Below are 18,577 nucleotides of genomic sequence, written 5' to 3' on the forward strand. Positions count from 1 at the left end.
TCGACTGTCTTACATGTAAGCTATACCCAACGGAGTGCCGCTACGCGCATTTGCTACGCAAAAACTCTTTCGCGCACGCCTTGAACCCAAAAGCCTGCACAAGAAATTCGTTCAGCGAACGAATTTCTTGTGCTTGAGCCTTTTGGGTTCAAGGGCATCCGGCCCCAGTCTACGCTTCTTGTCTTCCTCGTAGTCCTCGAAATTCCCCTCGAACCACTCCACATGCGCGTCGCCTTCGAACGCAAGGATATGCGTGCAGATCCGGTCGAGGAAGAACCGGTCGTGCGAGATCACGACCGCGCAGCCGGCGAAATCCACCAAAGCGTCTTCCAGCGCCCGCAGCGTCTCCACGTCCAGATCGTTGGTCGGCTCGTCGAGCAGCAGCACGTTGCCGCCCTCTTTCAACAGCCGCGCCATGTGGACGCGGTTGCGCTCACCGCCTGATAGCAGCGACACCTTCTTTTGCTGGTCGCCGCCCTTGAAGTTGAAGGACGAGCAATAGGCGCGGGAGTTCACCTGCGCGTCGCCCAGCTCGATCACCTCGGCCCCGCCGCTGATCGCTTCCCACACCGTGTCCCCATCGGCCAGATCGTCGCGCGACTGGTCGACATAGGACAGTTGCACCGTGTCACCGAGTTCGATGGTCCCGGCATCGGGCGTTTCCTGCCCGGTCAGCATTTTGAACAGCGTCGACTTGCCCGCGCCGTTGGGGCCGATGACGCCGACAATCGCGCCGGGCGGCAGGGAGAAGTCGAGCCCCTCGACCAGCAACTTGTCCCCCATTGCCTTCGTCAGCCCGGCCACGTCGATCACCTTGGACCCGAGCCGCTGCCCGTTCGGAATGACGATCTGTGCGCGCGTCAGCTTCTCGCGCTCGGATTGCTCGGCCATCTCGTTATAGGCGTTGATCCGGGCCTTGGACTTGGCCTGCCGCGCCTTCGCGCCCTGCCGCATCCATTCCAGTTCGCGCTCCAGCGTCTTCTGGCGGCTCTTGTCCTCGCGCGCTTCCTGCTCCAGCCGCTTGGCCTTCTGCTCCAGCCAGGCGGAGTAGTTGCCCTCGTAGGGAATGCCACGACCACGGTCGAGTTCCAGAATCCACCCGGTGATGTCATCGAGGAAGTACCGGTCGTGAGTCACGATCAGGATCGTGCCCTTGTAGTCAATCAAGTGCTGTTGCAACCAAGCGATGGTCTCGGCATCGAGGTGGTTGGTCGGCTCATCGAGCAGCAGCATGTCAGGCGCTTCCAAGAGCAGCTTGCACAGCGCAACGCGGCGCGCCTCACCTCCTGACAAAGTCGTCACATCCGCATCATCGGGCGGGCAGCGCAGCGCCTCCATGCTGACATCAATCTGCGAATCCAGATCCCACAGGTTCTCTGCATCAATTTGGTCCTGAAGCGCAGCCATCTCATCCGCCGTCTCGTCGGAATAGTTCATGGCCAGCTCGTTGTAGCGGTCCAGAATACCCTTCTTCTCCGCCACACCGAGCATCACGTTCTCGCGCACGCTCAGCGCGGGGTCCAACTGCGGCTCCTGCGGCAGATAGCCGACCTTCGCACCCTCAGCCGCCCAGGCCTCCCCGGTGAAATCCTTGTCCATCCCCGCCATGATCTTCATCAGCGTGGACTTACCGGCACCGTTCACGCCCACAACGCCGATCTTCACGCCGGGCAAGAAATTCAGGTGGATGTTCTCAAAGCACTTCTTGCCGCCGGGATAGGTCTTGGACACACCCGACATGTGATAGACATATTGATAGGCCGCCATGGCATTCTCCCGGATCAGATTACGCCGTTTCGTCTAGCGCTCGGCGGGGCAAAGGGCAATGCACCGCCCGCCCGCGATATGTCATTTGGTGAAGTGGCCCGAAACGTGCTAGCGGAAGGCAGCGAAACTGATGGAAGTGCCCGACATGCGGCGGTTTATCCTGTTTGCGGCCTGCTTCATCCTTGGCGGTTGTGCGGTCGGTATCAACCTTGCACCGCCCCCGAACCTCTACCGCACTGGTGAGAATTATCCCGACGACCTTGTGCCCGAAGTCTGGCGCACGGCGGAGCCCAAGATCTTCTACATGACCGACCGCGCCCCCAACGGGCAGAGCTATGGCGCAAGCCGGTCGGATTCGATGGCGTTTGGGGCGGCGACGGTCAAATTTGGGCGCGATCTGGGCTGGGAAGAGCTGCTGGAGCGCACGCGCGCGGATTCCGACCAACGGGTGTCGAGCCTGTGGGTCCCCGAATTCGAAGAGGTCGTGCGGTTCGAGACAACGCCGCTGCCCTATGCCCGCGATGTCGGGCGTCTCACGCATCTGCAGGATGCGCTGGATATCTACAACGCGCAGGCCGCCCGCTTTCAGGAGGTGATCGCCAATGAGATCCGGCAAACCGGCAACCGCAGTCTTCTGATCTATGTCCACGGCTTTAACAGCGAATTCGAGGACAGCCTGACGACACTGGCCAACATGTGGCACTTTGCCGGGCGCGAATCCGTCCCGATTTCGTTCACCTGGCCTGCGGGCAACGGGTTTGGCCCGCTGGGCTATTTCCGCGACCGGGACGCGGGTGTGTTTTCGGTCCACCACACCAAGGAATTTCTGCGCATGCTGGCCGCCATGCCCGAGGTCGACAGCATCGACATCATCGCGCATTCGCGGGGCACAGATGTGGTCACAACCGCCCTGCGGGAGCTGATGATCGAGGCGCGCGGCGCGGGTATCCACCCCAAGCTGATGCTGAAGACCGGCACGCTGATCATGGCGGCCCCGGATCTGGATGTCGGCATCGTCCGGCAGCGGCTGCAGGCCGAGAGGTTTTCGGAATCCTTCGAGCAGATCAACCTCTACATCAATCCCCGCGACGCCGCGCTGCGGGTGTCGGCGCTGCTCACACGCTCCACACGCCTTGGTGCCCTGCGGAACGAGGATTTCGAGGATGGCGAACTTGAGCTCTTGCGCAAGGAGGGACTTGTCCATTTCATCCGGGTCGAGGATGTGCGCGGGGGCTTTGGCCACGCCTATTTCCGGGACAATCCGGCCGTGCTGTCGGACGTGGTGCTGGCCCTGCGCACGCGCGCCTTTCCGGGTGGCACCTTGCGCCCGCTGGATCAGGACGAGAGCGGGGTGTGGGTCTTGCACCCGAACTACCCGCTTGAGCGGTTGCCGGACCTGATCAGTGTCGAAGCCCGCACCGCCCGCCGCGAAGAGAGATGAGCGAGCTGCACGCAATGATGGCGCGCTGGGCGCAACCCGGTCGCGTGGACTGGATCGGCGCGCGACCCGCGCGTATGGCGGACATCCGGGTTTTGGAGCAGGCCGACATCACCGAAAGCGGGGTGGATGGCGACCGGGGCCGCGCTGGCAAGCGCGCCGTCACGCTGATGCAGGCCGAACATGTGCCGGTCATCGCGGCATGCCTCGGCCGCGACACCCTCGATCCCTCGATCTTCCGGCGCAACATCCTGGTGCAGGGGCTGAACCTGAACGGTCTCAAAGGGCGCGAGGTACAGGTGGGCACGGCCATTGTGCGCATCACCACCATCTGCGCGCCGTGCAGCCTGATGGAGCGGCTTTTGGGCCACGGAGGATACGCCGCTATGCGCGGCCACGGCGGCTGGTGCGCAGAGGTGCTGACCCCCGGCAGCACCGCACTTGGCGATCAGGTGCGACCGATTGATTGACAACACGCGCGCTTTGGCGTCCGTTCACGCGGTTTCAACCCTTTGGACCATCACGTGACCCACGCCCCATTTCCAATGGCCAGACCGGGCCAGATCATAGGCCTTTTGGGCGGGTCGTTTGATCCGGCTCATGACGGGCATGCGCATATCACATGCGAGGCGATGAAACGGTTTGGTTTGACCCGCGTTTGGTGGCTGGTGTCGCCGGGCAACCCGCTCAAGGCCAAGGGGCCTGCGCCGTTGGCGCGCCGCATGGTGCGGGCGCGGCAGGTCATGCAGCACCCGCGCGTCACCGTGACGGACATCGAGGCGCGGCTTGGCACCCGCTACACCGCCCAGACCATCGCAGCCCTGCAGGCCCGGTATCCGGGTGTGCGTTTCGTCTGGCTGATGGGCGCCGACAATCTGGCCCAGTTCCACCGCTGGCAGGATTGGACGTGGATCATGGAAAACGCGCCCGTGGGAGTGCTGGCCCGCCCCGGCGACCGCATTTCGGCCCGGATGAGCCCCGCAGCCAGGCTTTATCGTCACCACCGGATTTCGGCGCGCGCCAGCCAGCTTTTGGGTCGCTCGGATGCACCGGCCTGGTGTTTTGTGAATGTCGCGATGACAGCGCAATCGTCGAGTGCGATCCGGGCGCGGGGCGGTTGGGCCACGTCTTCGGATTTGTGATCCAAACCTGCTTGTTTGACGGGCAAAGCTGCGCTTACATGCCGGCATGTTGCCGAGATTTTCGAGACGTCATTTTTTAGCTGCCCTGGCCTCTACAACGGCCACAACCGCTCTTGCCGCCCCACCAACCGCGTCGCTGCGCCCCAACGCGCGCGGCGGCGATCATTTCAAGAAGGCCGTTGCCGATCCGCAGGCCATTATCGCCGAGGCACGGCTGGGCGGTCGCGTCTGCTATGCTGTCGCCGACGCCCGGACGGGCGCCAAGCTCGAAGGCGAGAACGCGAAGATCGGCACGCCACCCGCATCTGTGGCCAAGGCAATCACGGCGCTTTATGCCCTGTCCGTTTTGGGTGCGACGCACCGGTTCACGACACGTGTTGTGGCGACGGGCGGCGTGTCGGGCGGGGTTGTGCAGGGTGATCTGGTTCTGGTGGGCGGCGGTGACCCAACACTTGATACCAATGCGCTCGCGTCCCTTGCCGCAGCGCTGAAAGGCCAGGGCATTCGCGAGGTGCGCGGAGATTTCAAGGTCGCGGACGGCATGTTTCCGCAGGTGCCCACCATCGACAAGGGCCAGCCCGATCACGTGGGCTACAGCCCCGCACTGTCGGGCATCGCGCTGAACTTCAACCGGGTGCATTTCGAATGGAGACGGCAGGGGTCGCAATATGCCGTGTCGATGGACGCGCGGTCGGACCGCTACCGCCCGGATGTGGCCATGGCGCGCATGGCTGTGACCGAACGACGCGCGCCGGTCTACACCTATGCGGATGGCGGGCGCACCGACAATTGGACGGTGGCGCGCGGCGCGCTGGGCAATGGCGGTGCCCGCTGGTTGCCGGTGCGAAAGCCTGCGCTTTACGCCGGGGACGTGTTCCAGACACTGGCGCGGTCGCAGGGCATCGTTCTGAAGAACCCGCAGGTCGTGACGCGCGCACCACAGGGCACCACGCTGGCCTCACATCAAAGCGGTGATCTGCGCACGATCTTGCGCGATATGCTGCGCTTTTCCACCAACATCACGGCCGAGATGGTGGGCATGGCCGCGACTGTGAAACGCAGCGGAAAACCTGCCAGCCTGCGCGCCTCCGCGACCGAGATGAACCGCTGGTCCAAGACGGCTCTCGGCACGTCGAGCATGCGGTTGGTTGATCATTCGGGCCTTGGGGATGCCAGCAAGATGACGGCCGACGATATGGTGCTGGCGTTGGTGCGCGCCCGCCAGAACAACGTGCTGCGCCCGATCCTGAAACCCATACCCATGCTCGACGCGCAACGCCGCGCGATCAGCAACCATCCCATTGACGTGCACGCCAAGACCGGCACTCTGAACTTTGTCTCGGGGCTGGCAGGATACATGACAGCGCGGGATGGCACCGAGATGGCCTTTGCCATTTTCGCGGCAGACGAGGCAACGCGCGCGGGCATCAGTCGCGCCAACCGCGAACGCCCGCAAGGCGCTCGCAGTTGGAACCGGCGCGCCAAGATCATGCAGCAAAAGCTGATTGAACGCTGGGGCGCTGTCTACGGCAGCTAGGCGGACGACACGTCCGCCTTACGATTGGTGCGCATCTCGGAAGTAGTCGTAAGGCGGATCCTGATCCGCCCCTCCGACTATGCTGCGTTCTTCATCCGACCCGCATCAATGATGTCAGCCGTCGCCTGTGCAGTCGCTGCTGACAGGGTCCAGCCCAGATGCCCGTGCCCGGTGTTGTAGTAGACCCCCGGCGTCTTTCCCGGCCCCACCTTCGGCATCATCGACGGCAGCATGGGGCGCAGCCCCGCCCACGGCACGCAGTGCTCGGTCGACACATCCGGAAAGAACATCTCGCACCACTCCCGCAGGGGGCGGATGCGGTCGTTGCGGATGTCGAGGTTGTAGCCGTTGAACTCTGCCGTCCCGGCGATGCGGAACCGCTTGCGGCCCAGGCGCGAGGTCACGATCTTGGCCTCATCATCGAGCAGGCTGACCCAGGGGGCTGCCGCCTGGCTCTCCACGTCATCGAGGTTCACGGTGATCGAGTATCCTTTGACTGGATAGATGTTCACCCGGTCGCCCAGCTCGGCCGCGATGGCGCGGCTGCCGACCCCGGCGCAGACCACGATGCCGTCGAACCCTTCGGTCTGAACCGCACCGGCGTCGTCCCACGTCAGACGGACGCCTGCGCCACTATGGGTCACCTCGGTCACCTTGCTCTTGTAGTGAAACGAAACGCCCATTTTCTCGCACGCATCGCTGAGCGCGCGGGTGTAACGGTGGATGTCGCCTGTAAAGTCACTCTCTGTATAAAACCCGCCCAGCGTCTCGGCCTGTAGCGCGGGTTCCAGCCGTTGCACTTCGGCCGCTGACACCTCGCGCCGTTCCAACCCCGCCTTCTCCAGCAGGTCATTCACCCGTCGCGCATGATCGAACTCGGATGGCTTGCGGTAGACGTGCAGGATGCCCCGCTGCTCCATGTCGAAATCGGCCCCCACCTCGCGCGCGAACTCCAAAAGGTGTTCTCGCGCCGCGATGGCCAGCCGTGCGGTTTCCACCGTGTTGCGCTCGTAATCGGGGATGTTGCCCATGAACTCGGCCATCCAGCTCAGCTTGTGCCAGCTTGGCGTCGGGTTCACGAGCAGCGGGGCGTCGGATTTCATCATCCATTTCAACCCTTTGAAGATCGTGCCCCAGCGCGTCCACACCTCGGCATTCGAGGCCGACAACTGCCCGCCATTGGCAAAGGACGTCTCCATCGCGGCATAGCGGTTGCGGTCAAAGACACTGACGGCGTAGCCCCGGCGGGCCAGCGCATAGGCTGTGGTGATCCCGGTTATTCCGGCGCCGATCACGGCAATATGGGTCATTTGGGGGTCCTCCCAGGCTCACGGCGATGGCACGGATGCAGGCACGGCACCGCGCCGACCCACATCCCCATCTGTCGCGAGACCTGAGAGCTTGACGGCAAGCACCTTGTCAGGTGCCGGGCGGGCCGCTTTCTCCTTCGGTGGGCCGGATGCCATGAGGTCCGACCACTCTCCAGATCGTCACATTTACCGTCCTGACATGCGTCAGGTTGGGCGCGACCGGCACGGTTCTGGTGCCTGAGAGTTTCCGGGGCGTTGCTCCTTCGGCGGCGGGGCTGTCCCGCGCTCTCCCATGTCGGCCTCTGCGACTGGGTTTCGTATAGGAAACTTGATTGAGTCGTGCAAAGGGTTTTGCGCTCACATGCCCTGACATCGACGCGACGGCGCGTATGCGCCCAAATTGCAGGCGTCAGGCCCCGGCCAACGCCAGCGGTTCGGTCTTGCCGCTGACCTCAAGATCCCAGACCGCGTGCCAGTCGGTGCCCGTCCGCGAGATGACCAGCGTATTGCGCTCGGCCACATAGCGCCCGGCTTGACCGGGCAGGCGACGGATGGTGATGGGCGCCCCCTCCAACGGGTCCTCCCCCAGGGCGGCGAGTGAGCCCAGCACCTTGGCCCAGGCCAGGGGTGGCGGTCGGTGCGCCACGCCTGAGGCAATCAGCTGGTGCAGCGTGCAATGATCACCCAGCGGCATGGTCGCGCGGGCGGCCAGATGGATTTCTCCGGACACGGCGGTGATCCGCGCGCCCGTGTCGGTCGCGATGTCGGTCAGGAGCTGCAGCATCCGCCGCCATTCCTTGCGATGGGCGCGGCTTTGCCACTGGTCGCGCAAATCGTCCTCGTATTCCTGCATCTTGGGCGTGACGACCATGGCCGCCTCAAGGACGGACAGACGTGGCCCCAGCAGCGGCACAGACGATACGAACAGGATGTGAGCGGTGGGTGGCAAGGCGGCAAAGGCGTCCATCATCGACCAGCCTACATCGCCCATCACCTGCCGTCGCGTCCGCTCGCCGCGCAGGTCGGGGGCAACGATCCGCAGGTCAGGCAGATCGACCCACCAGCCAAGGCTCAGGCCCGTCTTGTCATAAAACCGGCCTGGCATGTCATCGAGGGTACAGCCATGCTGGAAGATCAGCGTGACCTCGCGCGCGACCTCGTAGAGCGTTTGGCCCACGGGCGAATAGGTGCGTGAGCGGGGGAGAGAGCCCCAGCCATCGCAGATATCATGGTCGTCCCACTGGCACAGCGCCGGGACACTTGCCGCCAGTTCCATAAAGGCCGGGCAGCTTTCGAAGAACGCTATGTAGCGTTCGAAAAATCCCCGCCGCAGATGCGCGCGCAGGTCGCGCAGATGGGCACGCTCGGGGTCTTTCGGAACCGAGTCCGGCCAGTCCTCACTCAGCGGATGGCCCAGTGTCACTTCATCTGCATAGATCTGGTCGCCACCATGCAGGATCAGGTGGAACGGGTTAGCCCGATGATCGTCCCGCAGGCGCGCCCACATGGCGTTGCGCTCGTCCGGGTCGCGATCCAGATCGCCGTTTTCTTCGCCGTTGCATGAGGCAAAGGCGATGTTCAGATCACCGTCATACCCGGTGCGGATTGTGTGGCTTTGGCCCAGGGCTTCATAAGTGATTGGCTCTGACACTGGGCCGTCAAACCTTGCGCGCAGCACGCGCCCGTCTGCGTCCGCGGCAATTTCGGTGAAAGGGTAATGCCCATCTACGCACACCAGCGGCTCGGGCGTGTCGGTGCCGCGCACAAAGACAAGCGCGCTCAGATGCAGCTGTCCGTCGTGTGCGTCGTCCAGAAAAAGGATTGGACCCAGCAAAGCGTCGCCTTCGTCCAGGGTGGCCGCGTCCGTGCTGATTGTGTCGTCGGTCATTGGGTTCAGGATCCCGAGATGCGCACGTTGCGCGTTGCTGTCGAAATCCTGAACATGATACGCGGGCGCGGCTTTGCAAGGGCGCCTAGCCGCGTCCGAAGGTTCGCGCGATCAGGTCGCGTGCTGGATGATGTTGCCCTGCAGGTCGTAGACGGCATAGGCCATGTTCATGCCCGGCATGTTGACCCAACCATCGCTGCCGGGAATAACATTGAACGTGACCTGCCGGTTGCCACCCGATCTGCGATGGGTGAACCAGGGGGCGTTGTCCTTCACACCGCCATTGAATTGAAATGGGGTCGACGCGCCGTTGGCGCAGACGGCAAAGCGGAAATACTGCAGCCAGGCGACATAGAAACGCTCGTCGCCGTTCTGGTCGCTGAACTCCATTTCAATGTCGACCTCATCCGTCGTGTTAAGGATATTCTTCATCTCGTAGGCCGTCTCGACCTCGACGGACACGGCCTTCTTGATGGTGCCCTTGATTGTCCCGGTGATCGTCAGCGATGTCTCCTCGGTGGTCGAGACGGTTTGTGTCTTGCCGTAGGTGAATTTGGTCGCGGCGCTGGTCGTCCACCACACAGGCTGCAGATAGGTCTGTACCACCGATTGCAGGTTGTCCGGCAGCCCGGCCTCGTTGTCGTAGATGTTGCCGTAGACGTTGTTCAGGCCCTGCGCCAGCGTGGCATCGCCATAGTTCGTGCGCATGATGAAATTGTCATATACCGTCGCGTCGCGGGAATACTCGACCGCGTTTGACGCATAGTCCACGCTCTTGGCGTTGTCGAAGGTGGTTGGGGGTGTGAGTGGTGTGCCAGTATAGGTCATGGTCCCTGATCGTACCTCTTTTGGTGTCATGTTGTGGGGCAGATGTTTTTATGTATTTCTGCCCTACGACACCGTATGCACACGCAAGACGTGTAGCAACTGAAAGTTGCATTCTGGTCCGATTTTGAGATTTTACAGTGAAATGCTGGCCCTCACGCACGTTGGCGCGCCATAGTTGAGAGCCGTCTACACAGCAACGCACGCAACATACGTATGCGTACGCTCGCAATTGGAGCCGATCAGAACGCGTTAAAGCGTCAAATGCCGCGCTCGCGCGCCGCGCTCGATGGCTGCGGCGTGCAGCCGGTCGATGTTCAGCTCATACCGGATTTCTTCCAGCAGCCGCAGCTCGGCTTCCTCGAGCGTCCCGTCCGCAGCCGCGACGTCGCAGGCCAGCGCATAGGCCGTCTCGAACAGCCGGTCCGGTAGTGCTTCGCGGACCAGCCCAAAGAGGGCGTCGAGCCCGTCTTCCTGTTCGAAGAGGTCAAACACCATCTGCGCCATCCTGTTCAGCCGGTCGAGATCGTAGCCCGCAAAGACGGGCAGGTTGTTCACGGCCGAGTTGATCTTGACCAGCTCGGCGGTGCGGATGTCTTCGTCCGACGCGGATACGGCGATCATCATCGCGACCAGCGCGTCCTGTGCGGTCATGGAAAGGGTCGTGTCGGCCATTGTCCGGTATCCTTATTCGGTGCTTGTCCCCCTCAATATTGACGGCAAAGGCGGCCCGCAATAGGTACCGCCGGGATTGTCCCTGCGAGGACATGTCACAAGGCCGTGCATCGGGCACGTCCCACCACATGGGATCAAAAGCATGTCGAGTTTCCGTGACGCCGCGATGAGCAGCAAGGCCTGGCCCTTTGAGGAAGCGCGCCGCCTGCTCAAACGCTATGAAAAGGCGCCGCCGGAGAAGGGATACGTGCTGTTCGAGACGGGCTATGGTCCCTCGGGTCTTCCCCATATCGGCACCTTTGGCGAAGTGGCCCGCACCACGATGGTGCGCCGCGCGTTCGAGGCGATTTCAGATATCCCGACGAAGCTGATCTGTTTTTCCGACGACCTTGATGGGATGCGTAAGGTGCCGGGCAACGTCCCGAACCCAGAGCGGTTGCAGGAATACCTGCAAATGCCGCTGACATCCGTGCCCGATCCGTTCGAGACACATGAGAGTTTCGGTCATCATAACAATGCGATGCTGCGCCGCTTCCTCGATACTTTCGGGTTCGGCTACGAATTCTATTCGGCGCGCGAGTTCTACCGGTCGGGCCAGTTTGACGAGATCCTGCTGCGCTGTGCGGAGAAGTACGACGATCTGATGAAGATCATGCTGAAGTCGCTGCGAGAGGAACGCCAGCAGACCTACTCGATCTTCCTGCCCATTCATCCCGAGACTGGCCGGGTTCTTTACGTGCCGATGAAGCACGTCGATGCGGCAAATGGCACCGTCACCTTCGACGATCCGGATGGCAGCGAGATGACGCTGCCCGTCACGGGCGGCAATGTGAAGCTGCAGTGGAAACCTGACTTTGGTGCGCGCTGGGCGGCGCTTGGCGTGGACTTTGAGATGTATGGCAAGGAACACGCCACCAACGAAAAGATCTATGACGCGATCTGCCGGACGCTTGGGGCGCAGCCGCCGAACCACTTCAGTTACGAGCTGTTCTTGGATGATCAGGGGCAAAAGATTTCGAAGTCATCGGGCAACGGCGTCAGCATCGACGAGTGGCTGACCTATGCCAGCACGGAGTCGCTGTCCTATTTCATGTACCAAAAGCCCAAGACGGCGAAGCGGATGTTCTTTGACGTCATCCCCAAGGCGGTGGACGAGTACCACCAGCAACTGCGCGCCTATCCGGGGCAGGACGACAAGGGCAAGGCGACAAACCCGGTCTGGCATATTCACTCCGGCGATGTGCCGGAGAGCGATATGGTCGTGCCCTTTGCCATGCTTCTGAACCTCGCCTCGGTCAGTCAGGCGGAGGACAAGGACAAGCTGTGGGGGTTCATCCGTCGGTACGCGCCGGAGACCGGGCCCGAGACGCATCCGGGCATGGACAAGGCCGTGGGGCACGCGGTGCGGTACTACAATGATTTCGTGAAACCGGCGAAGGTGTATCGCCTTCCTACGGACGCCGAGCGTGAGGCGCTGGAGGTTCTGAAGGGCGAGCTTCAGACCTATGACGGGCCGGTCGAAGACGAGGCTTTGCAATCCGTGGTTTATGCCGTCGGGCGTGAGCGGTTTGATCCGCTGCGGGGGTGGTTTACCGCGCTTTACGAGGTGCTGCTGGGCGCGAGCCAAGGGCCGCGGTTTGGTGGGTTCATTGCGCTTTATGGCGTGGCGGAGACCATTGCGTTGATCGAGGCGGCTTTGGCGGGCGAGTTGGTGCCGGAAGGTGCGCAGTGAATGCGCACCCTACGGGGTTTTCTCTGTTCGATTGAGCGATTGATGCGGCGGCAGCGGGTTTTGTCCCCGCGGGGACAGCCTGTTCGCGCGGGTGACCGGGTTTTTACCCTTCTGTGAAAGCCATTCGCGTCCAAGGGTTTGGCGAACGGACGCTGTGATAGCGGAAAATTAACCACCGAAAACGCATGCTGCTGCCCGAGAACGGGCGACATTTCATTTGCCCGTTTTGTTGTTTGGAAAACATGTGCTGTCCTTCGGTGCTGGCGCTTGGATGGCGGGTCTGTAAAACAGTCGGACGACTGACTGACGACAGGTAATGCCCATGATCCGCCAGATCTCTCCCTCTGCCATTTACATGGGTTTGCTGGCAGCCTTTGTCGGCTATTCCGCGTCTTTTGCCATCGTGTTGGCCGGGTTGACGTCGATGGGCGCGACGGAGGCGCAGGCGGCCACGGGATTGTTTTTTGCTACGCTGGGGATGGGGTGGGGGAGCATTTGGCTCGCCGCAAGCACCCGTATGCCCGCCGCGGTGGCGTGGTCGACGCCGGGGGCCGCCTTCCTTGCCGCGACGGCGGCTTTGCCGGGCGGGTTTGCGGAAGCTGTGGGCGCCATGATCGGCTGTGCCGTGCTGATCCTTTTGACTGGCCTTGTGCCAGCGCTCGGCCGCGTCGTGGCCGCCATCCCCAAGCCGATTGCGAATGCGCTGCTGGCGGGTGTCCTGTTTAACCTGTGCCTTGCCCCGGCGCTGGCGCTGGGTTCGATCCCGCTCCTGGTGTTGCCGGTGATGGTGGCTTGGCTGGGTGGTCTGATGTGGAACCGGCTGGCGGCGATGCCCTTGGCGGTGCTGGCCTTTGGCGTGGTCATGGCACTGGGCGTCGACATGTCGGGCAGTGGGGTTGATCCCGAGATGCCGTGGTTGCCGGACTTTGCACCGGTTACGCCCGTCTTTACCCTGTCTTCGATGGTTTCGATCGCCTTGCCGCTGTTTCTGGTGACGATGGCGGGGCAGAACATTCCGGGCTTCGCTGTGCTGGAATTGAATGGCTACGCGGTGGAGCGCCGCCCGCTGATCCGCAAAACCGGGATTGTGAGCCTGGTGATTTCCGCATTTGGCGCGGTGCCGGTGAACATGTCGGCCATCACGGCGGCGATGATGGCGGGCGAAGATGCGGGGCGCGACCCGGCCAACCGCTACTGGGCGGCGATCACGTCGGGTGTCGCCTATCTGCTGCTGGCGTTGGCGGCGGCGGTGGTTGCGACGCTGGCCAGTCTGGCGCCTGTCGCGTTGATCACGGCCGTGGCTGGTTTGGCGCTGATCCCGGCCTTTGTTGCGTCGGCATCGGCCGCGTTTGGCGAACAGAGCCAGCTTGAGGCGCCGGCGCTGACGTTTCTGATTGTGGCAAGCGGGATGGAACTGTTTGCTGTCAGCGGCGCGTTCTGGGGCGTGGTGGTGGGCAGCGCGATATGGGCTGCCAAGGCGCTGGCTCGGTAGCGCCGTCTTCTATGCGAATCGGGCCCGGTGGCGGTGGTAGGCCGATCCGAGATTGTTTACTGAGCGCGGACAGTCTGCACAGCGCGCCACTATTGATGCCGTCTACTTGTGCGCGCGCGTTTTTTGGGCACCTGTTCGATGGGATGGGTTCTGGACCGTATTTCAGTCCTCATTTGAGATTTAGGGTGTGACCGGAATGCGCATTTTTTAAGAAATTTGGGGCGTCCGTCCCGTTGTGGTCGTCTTGGGATGTCGGTGTATTCTTGCCGAAAGGTGAAGAATGATCCGCGGCTTCTTGTAAGGGTTGTACATGGACCCGCCCGTCGGGCGATACTCCGCCACACGTTTCATCAACCTGATCATTTTTCGCAGGTGCGGCAGAGGATTTTACAATGCCTGTGTTTTTGGAAATTGAAGAAGACGATGTAACCGATCCCAGCTTTTGGGCGGCGCTTGTGGTTGACGCGGACAGCACCATCGACGTGTCCGACCTGGATGACGATATCAACGTCACCCTGACCGCCAATTCGATCATCTTTGAAAACACCGACACCGGCGTGGTGACGACCTATGAAGACGGCGATCTGGCCGGAGGGTCGTTTAGCGCGTTCGTCGAGTTTGTCGGAAACGACGGAAACAGCAATGTCAGCGGCGCGACCGGTCTGAATGCGGATGGCTATGAAGGCGGCGATGGCGACGACATTTTTGTCGACGATGGTAATTTGGGTGGTCGGTTGGATGGGGGTGACGGCGACGACACGCTGGTTGGTGGCGTCGGCAGCAACAATATTGATGGCGGCGACGGCGAAGACGTGCTGTTCGCCGGGGCTGGTGGCAACAACCTGAGCGGTGGTGACGGCAACGACACCCTGTTTGCCCAGGATGGCGCTGGTCTCCTGGATGGCGGCGAAGGCGATGACGACATCTTTGCTGGTTTGAACACCAATTTCGTGCAGGGCGGCGATGGCACTGACGGGCTGACGTTGCCGGCCGGGTCAACTTTTACCCCGTTCTTTCCCGGATCGACCGGGGGCACGGCGGTGCTGCCCAACGGGACCAGCTTTACCTATCTGAACATCGAAAACGTCGTTGTGACGTGTTTTACCGCCGGGACGCTGATCAGGACACCGACGGGCGATGTGCCCATTGAGCGTTTGGAGGTGGGAGATCAGGTCAGCACCCTGGACCGGGGGCCGCAGCCCGTGCGGTGGATGGGTGTCACTGTCGTCGACGGGCGCGGTGCGTATGCCCCCATTCGCTTTGCGCCCGGCAGCATCGGCAACGTGCGCCCGCTGTTTCTGTCGCCGCAGCACCGGGTGTTGCTGTCAGGGTGGAAGTGCGAGTTGCTGTACGGATCGCCGGAGGTTCTGTGCGCCGCCAAGCAGTTGTGCGACGGGGACCGCATTGCGCATGCGCCGCGTGATCGTGTCACTTATTTCCACATGATGTTTGAGCGTCACGAGATTGTATGGGCCGACGGCGCGCGGCTGGAGAGCTTTTTCGTGGGCGATCACATCGCCGCAGCAGACATGGGACCTTACGCGGAACTCTTGGAATTATTTCCCGAGCTTGCCGCCAAAGGAGAGGCCGCGATGCAGATGGCGCGGCCCTGTCTGAAATCCTTTGAGGCGCAGGCGCTGATCTAGCGACATTTGCCCACGCGCGCTGGTGGCCTACCTGTTCGGCAACCAGGGGAGATGTCGGATGTACAAATGGATCATGGGGGCCGTTCTGGCCGTGGGTCTGTCAGGTGCTGCATGGGCGCAAGGCAGCGAGATTGAAGACGTCATTTCAAGCCAGATTGAAGCTTTCAAGGTGGATGATTTTGCCGAAGCCTTCACCTACGCCGCGCCTTCCATTCAGGGGATGTTCCGTACGCCGGAGAACTTTGGCCGGATGGTGACGCAGGGCTATCCGATGGTATGGCGCCCGGCGGATGTCACCTATCTGGACTTGCGCGACGAGGCCGGCCGCTACGTGCAGGTTGTGCGGATCGAGGACACCCAGGGTACCGTGCATTTTCTGGGCTATTCGATGATCCAGACCGCTGAGGGCTGGAAAATCAGCGGTGTGCAGGTGCTTGAGGCGCCGGGCGTGAGCGCCTAGGTCTCGCGCGCGATCTGGAGGGCTTTTTGAAGCTGGGGATCGCGGCCCGTTTGCAGATCACGGACCGTCAATTCGATATGGGTATCGGGCATGAGGTCGCCTGCGCCGATCATGTGCGCGACGATTTCGGGCTCTGTCGTGCTGTCCGGGTGCCCCGTCTTCCAGTCGTGCCACGCAGTGGAATAGCGCAGTTTGGTGCCTGATACGGGGAGGTCGATGGTGTCTCCCTCGGCGTAGAAATCCGTGGTGTCCCCCATCTCTTCGCCCACGATGTGCAACCTGTCGCCGAGCCGGTGGCGAAGGAGGGCGACGTGGACGATGGCGGCGGAGAAGGTGAACTTGTTGATCAGGGCGACGCAGACGGGGCCGTGCCAGTCGGTCGAGAGTGCGTCGAGCAGGGGGAGCGTTTTGAGGAAGTCGCCACCGGGGTTGCCGCGCAGGTCAAGGATGATGGGCGCGTCCGGGGTGCTGCGGATGCGTGCGGTGGCTTGGTCGATCTGCGCTTCGAGCGGCGGTGATTGGTCTGGACCGAAGTTTGACAGGCCTATCACGTGCGCTGGTGTCGTGCGGGGTTGGAACGCGCCGGTTTCGTAAATGGGGTAGAGAGGGGCGGCGTCTGTCAGCGTATCGGGACCGAAATGCGCGTTGGTTGTATTCCCGCTCGCATCGGTGAGGACATAGGTGACAGTGCCTGCATTGCCCACGCCGATCTCTGCGAGGGCGGCGGGCCAGACCAGCGTGATGGGGCCGATGACCCGTTGACGCTGTGCCGTTCCGGCGAGGTAGGGGCGGAGGCGGTCAAGCACCGCGTTAACCGGGTGGCCGTTGATCGCCGAGAGCCGGTAGAGTGTGCCGTCGTGCAGGGCACCGAATTCGGAGCCGACAGAGACGATGCGCAGGGGGAAGATGCGGATCGCGGGGTTGGGGATGATGCGGGTGTGGCCGTTACCTGCAAGCGCGAGGCAACGCATGGCTTGCAGGATGAAGCTGTCCGGTTCGGTTTGATCCTGAAGCGCATTGAGGGCACCCCTGAGTTCGGATGTGTCGACGCGGCCAAAAGATGGGTCGCGGGCCAGGCAGATGTCCCTGATGATTTCAATATCAGCCCGAGCGTCCATGCGTGCAACTTGCCATGCTATTCGGCGGCCTGCACCCCCGGTTTTGGTTCAGTGTCGTGATCTTCGTGCAAGGGCTGCAGGCCGGTGATCAGTCGCGCGCCCTTGGAGAAGGTGAGGTAGGACCAGAACCAGTTCATGGCGACAAAGACCGGATTGCGCACGCCGATCAGGAAGTAGATGTGGGCGATGCCCCAAAGCCACCATGCGACAAAGCCCGACAGGTGGAAGCGGCCAAAGTCGATGACGGCGGCGTGCCGTCCGATGGTCGCGAGGTTGCCCGCGTGGCGGTAGCGGAAGGGGGCATCGTGCGTTTTGCCTGCCGTGAGAGCGGCGATGCGTTTGCCCACATATTTACCGCCTTGTTTGGCCGCCGGTGCGATGCCGGGCACGTCAAGTCCGTCTTGCCAGGCCACCTGCGCCGCGTCGCCGATGACGTAAATGTTCGGGCTGCCGGGCACGCTCAGATCCGGGTTTACCGGCACGCGGCCCGTGCGGTCGGTCGTAGCATCGAGCCAGCGGCCCACATTCTTGACCGCCACGCCCGCGCCCCAGACCTTGGTGGCGGAGGGGATGAACGTATCGGGCAGGTGCACGCCCTCTTCGGTGATGTCCTGCACACGGGTGTTAACCATGACTTCCACGCCGAGTTTTTCCAGCGATGTCTGTGCCTTGGCCGAGAGCGCTTCGGGGAACGCGCGGAGCAAGCGGTCGCTGGCTTCGATCAAGATGACGCGGGCGTCGCGCGAGTTGATGCGGTGGAAGTCGGCGGCGAGCGCGTGATTGGCAAGTTCGGCAATGGCCCCGGCCATCTCGACCCCGGTGGGGCCACCGCCGACCACGACGAAGGTCAGTTGGCGGCGTTGTTCGGCGTCGGAGTTCGAAATCTCCGCCCTCTCAAACGCCATGAGAACCTGTTTGCGGATCTCGGTGGCGTCGATGATGCGTTTGAGGCCGGGGGCGTGTTTTTCCCAGTCGTCACGGCCAAAGTAGGAGTGGTGCGCGCCTGAGGCGACGATCAGGTGGTCGTAGGGAAACGTGCCTTCTTCGGTGATGACCTGCTGGGTGTCCTTGTCTACGTCTCGCACTTCGGTCAGCGCGACAGAGACGTTTTTCTGGTGCGAGAAGATACCGCGGATGGGCCACGCTACGTCTGCCGGGGACAGATCTGCGGTTGCGACCTGGTAGAGCAGGGGTTGGAACAGGTGGTAGTTGCGGCGGTCGATGATCTTGATATCGACGGGCGCGTTTTTCAGCGCGCGGGCGGCGGCAAGGCCCCCGAAACCTGCGCCGATGATGACGACCTTGGGGCGGGATGATTTGGCCTTGGGCATGGAGCAACCTCGCTGCGTTTGCAAAAGGGCGTGCTGCGTTTGCACATACCACAGGTCGGTGCGCCCCCGCGCGTATTCCATATCCAGACCACAGGACGTGAACACCTGTAACAATCGGGACCGGCGTTGCGTGCTGCACCGGCCCGCCGCACGGTGCTGTCGGTCGCCGTTAACCCTTCGTTGATACTTCCCTTGCCCGCGACGACCGGCCCCCTG

The 18,577-nt window shown here is 62.4% G+C and carries 15 protein-coding genes and 2 riboswitches; of the genes, 8 read left to right on the plus strand and 7 right to left on the minus strand.

Annotation, left to right across the window (positions count from 1 at the left end; genetic code table 11):
- Positions 1-111: 111 nt before the first annotated feature.
- Positions 112-1,767 carry an energy-dependent translational throttle protein EttA gene (ettA, locus tag FD715_RS07005; protein ID WP_147107259.1) on the minus strand — a complete coding sequence of 552 codons (1,656 nt, stop codon included), beginning with the start codon at positions 1,765-1,767 and terminating at the stop codon, positions 112-114.
- Positions 1,768-1,897: 130 nt separating this feature from the next.
- Between ettA and FD715_RS07010 the strand changes: the two genes are divergently transcribed.
- The 4 genes from FD715_RS07010 (at position 1,898) to dacB (ending at position 5,884) form a co-directional block, all read left to right on the plus strand.
- Positions 1,898-3,208: an alpha/beta hydrolase gene (locus FD715_RS07010; RefSeq protein ID WP_147107262.1), complete on the plus strand. Its 1,311-nt coding sequence runs from the start codon at positions 1,898-1,900 to the stop codon at positions 3,206-3,208.
- Positions 3,205-3,675: an MOSC domain-containing protein gene (locus FD715_RS07015; protein WP_147107264.1), complete on the plus strand. Its 471-nt coding sequence runs from the start codon at positions 3,205-3,207 to the stop codon at positions 3,673-3,675. Before FD715_RS07010 ends, FD715_RS07015 begins: the two co-directional genes overlap by 4 nt.
- 75 nt (positions 3,676-3,750) lie before the next feature.
- A complete protein-coding gene (locus FD715_RS07020) occupies positions 3,751-4,347 on the plus strand; it encodes a nicotinate-nucleotide adenylyltransferase (RefSeq protein ID WP_147107267.1) in 597 nt (198 codons plus the stop codon).
- Positions 4,348-4,393: 46 nt separating this feature from the next.
- On the plus strand, positions 4,394-5,884 hold the full coding sequence (dacB, locus tag FD715_RS07025) for a D-alanyl-D-alanine carboxypeptidase/D-alanyl-D-alanine-endopeptidase (protein WP_147107269.1): 1,491 nt from the start codon (positions 4,394-4,396) through the stop codon (positions 5,882-5,884).
- A 77-nt stretch (positions 5,885-5,961) separates the two neighbouring features.
- Here dacB and FD715_RS07030 read toward each other — a convergent pair whose 3' ends face one another.
- From FD715_RS07030 to FD715_RS07045, 4 genes are all read right to left on the minus strand, one after another.
- Positions 5,962-7,194, minus strand: a complete 1,233-nt coding sequence (locus FD715_RS07030) for a D-amino acid dehydrogenase (RefSeq protein WP_147107272.1) — start codon at positions 7,192-7,194, stop codon at positions 5,962-5,964.
- Positions 7,195-7,255: 61 nt separating this feature from the next.
- A riboswitch (glycine riboswitch) is annotated at positions 7,256-7,380 on the minus strand.
- A gap of 29 nt (positions 7,381-7,409) precedes the next feature.
- Positions 7,410-7,497, minus strand: a riboswitch (glycine riboswitch).
- A gap of 106 nt (positions 7,498-7,603) precedes the next feature.
- Entirely contained in the window at positions 7,604-9,082 is a 1,479-nt protein-coding gene (locus FD715_RS07035) for an alkaline phosphatase D family protein (protein WP_147107275.1), read from the minus strand.
- Positions 9,083-9,193: 111 nt separating this feature from the next.
- Positions 9,194-9,910: a hypothetical protein gene (locus FD715_RS07040; protein WP_147107278.1), complete on the minus strand. Its 717-nt coding sequence runs from the start codon at positions 9,908-9,910 to the stop codon at positions 9,194-9,196.
- 249 nt (positions 9,911-10,159) lie between these two features.
- Positions 10,160-10,582 carry a tellurite resistance TerB family protein gene (locus FD715_RS07045; RefSeq protein ID WP_147107281.1) on the minus strand — a complete coding sequence of 141 codons (423 nt, stop codon included), beginning with the start codon at positions 10,580-10,582 and terminating at the stop codon, positions 10,160-10,162.
- A 142-nt stretch (positions 10,583-10,724) separates the two neighbouring features.
- Between FD715_RS07045 and FD715_RS07050 the strand changes: the two genes are divergently transcribed.
- From FD715_RS07050 to FD715_RS07065, 4 genes are all read left to right on the plus strand, one after another.
- Complete coding sequence (locus FD715_RS07050; RefSeq protein WP_147107284.1) at positions 10,725-12,314, plus strand: lysine--tRNA ligase; 1,590 nt, start codon at positions 10,725-10,727, stop codon at positions 12,312-12,314.
- A gap of 316 nt (positions 12,315-12,630) precedes the next feature.
- Positions 12,631-13,806, plus strand: a complete 1,176-nt coding sequence (locus tag FD715_RS07055) for a benzoate/H(+) symporter BenE family transporter (protein WP_223274761.1) — start codon at positions 12,631-12,633, stop codon at positions 13,804-13,806.
- A gap of 392 nt (positions 13,807-14,198) precedes the next feature.
- The gene (locus tag FD715_RS07060) at positions 14,199-15,452 is read left to right on the plus strand and encodes a Hint domain-containing protein (protein ID WP_147107287.1); all 1,254 of its coding nucleotides are present in this window, start codon (positions 14,199-14,201) and stop codon (positions 15,450-15,452) included.
- Between the two features lie 58 nt (positions 15,453-15,510).
- The gene (locus tag FD715_RS07065) at positions 15,511-15,912 is read left to right on the plus strand and encodes a DUF4864 domain-containing protein (protein WP_147107289.1); all 402 of its coding nucleotides are present in this window, start codon (positions 15,511-15,513) and stop codon (positions 15,910-15,912) included.
- On the opposite strand, the gene FD715_RS07070 is transcribed toward FD715_RS07065, so the two are convergent.
- Both FD715_RS07070 and FD715_RS07075 read right to left on the minus strand, forming a co-directional pair.
- Positions 15,909-17,030, minus strand: coding sequence for a peptidase S41 (locus FD715_RS07070; protein ID WP_147107292.1), 1,122 nt, complete (start codon positions 17,028-17,030; stop codon positions 15,909-15,911). The two genes, FD715_RS07065 and FD715_RS07070, sit on opposite strands and share 4 nt — an antisense overlap.
- Positions 17,031-17,047: 17 nt before the next feature.
- Positions 17,048-18,361 (minus strand): NAD(P)/FAD-dependent oxidoreductase, encoded by a 1,314-nt coding sequence (locus tag FD715_RS07075; RefSeq protein WP_147107295.1) that lies wholly within the window; start codon positions 18,359-18,361, stop codon positions 17,048-17,050.
- Positions 18,362-18,577: the final 216 nt, after the last annotated feature.

The organism is Tateyamaria sp. syn59, assembly GCF_007995245.1.
GTDB lineage: Bacteria > Pseudomonadota > Alphaproteobacteria > Rhodobacterales > Rhodobacteraceae > Tateyamaria.

Excerpts from the sequence above, each read along its gene's own strand:
- FD715_RS07015 (WP_147107264.1), top strand. The coding sequence starts at position 3,205 with ATGAGCGAGCTGCACGCAATGATGGCGCGCTGGGCGCAACCCGGTCGC.
- FD715_RS07045 (WP_147107281.1), bottom strand. The coding sequence starts at position 10,582 with ATGGCCGACACGACCCTTTCCATGACCGCACAGGACGCGCTGGTCGCG.
- FD715_RS07065 (WP_147107289.1), top strand. The coding sequence starts at position 15,511 with ATGTACAAATGGATCATGGGGGCCGTTCTGGCCGTGGGTCTGTCAGGT.
- ettA (WP_147107259.1), bottom strand. The coding sequence starts at position 1,767 with ATGGCGGCCTATCAATATGTCTATCACATGTCGGGTGTGTCCAAGACC.
- FD715_RS07010 (WP_147107262.1), top strand. The coding sequence starts at position 1,898 with ATGGAAGTGCCCGACATGCGGCGGTTTATCCTGTTTGCGGCCTGCTTC.
- FD715_RS07035 (WP_147107275.1), bottom strand. The coding sequence starts at position 9,082 with ATGACCGACGACACAATCAGCACGGACGCGGCCACCCTGGACGAAGGC.
- dacB (WP_147107269.1), top strand. The coding sequence starts at position 4,394 with ATGTTGCCGAGATTTTCGAGACGTCATTTTTTAGCTGCCCTGGCCTCT.
- FD715_RS07070 (WP_147107292.1), bottom strand. The coding sequence starts at position 17,030 with ATGGACGCTCGGGCTGATATTGAAATCATCAGGGACATCTGCCTGGCC.
- FD715_RS07020 (WP_147107267.1), top strand. The coding sequence starts at position 3,751 with ATGGCCAGACCGGGCCAGATCATAGGCCTTTTGGGCGGGTCGTTTGAT.
- FD715_RS07040 (WP_147107278.1), bottom strand. The coding sequence starts at position 9,910 with ATGACCTATACTGGCACACCACTCACACCCCCAACCACCTTCGACAAC.
- FD715_RS07075 (WP_147107295.1), bottom strand. The coding sequence starts at position 18,361 with ATGCCCAAGGCCAAATCATCCCGCCCCAAGGTCGTCATCATCGGCGCA.
- FD715_RS07050 (WP_147107284.1), top strand. The coding sequence starts at position 10,725 with ATGTCGAGTTTCCGTGACGCCGCGATGAGCAGCAAGGCCTGGCCCTTT.
- FD715_RS07030 (WP_147107272.1), bottom strand. The coding sequence starts at position 7,194 with ATGACCCATATTGCCGTGATCGGCGCCGGAATAACCGGGATCACCACA.
- FD715_RS07060 (WP_147107287.1), top strand. The coding sequence starts at position 14,199 with ATGCCTGTGTTTTTGGAAATTGAAGAAGACGATGTAACCGATCCCAGC.
- FD715_RS07055 (WP_223274761.1), top strand. The coding sequence starts at position 12,631 with ATGCCCATGATCCGCCAGATCTCTCCCTCTGCCATTTACATGGGTTTG.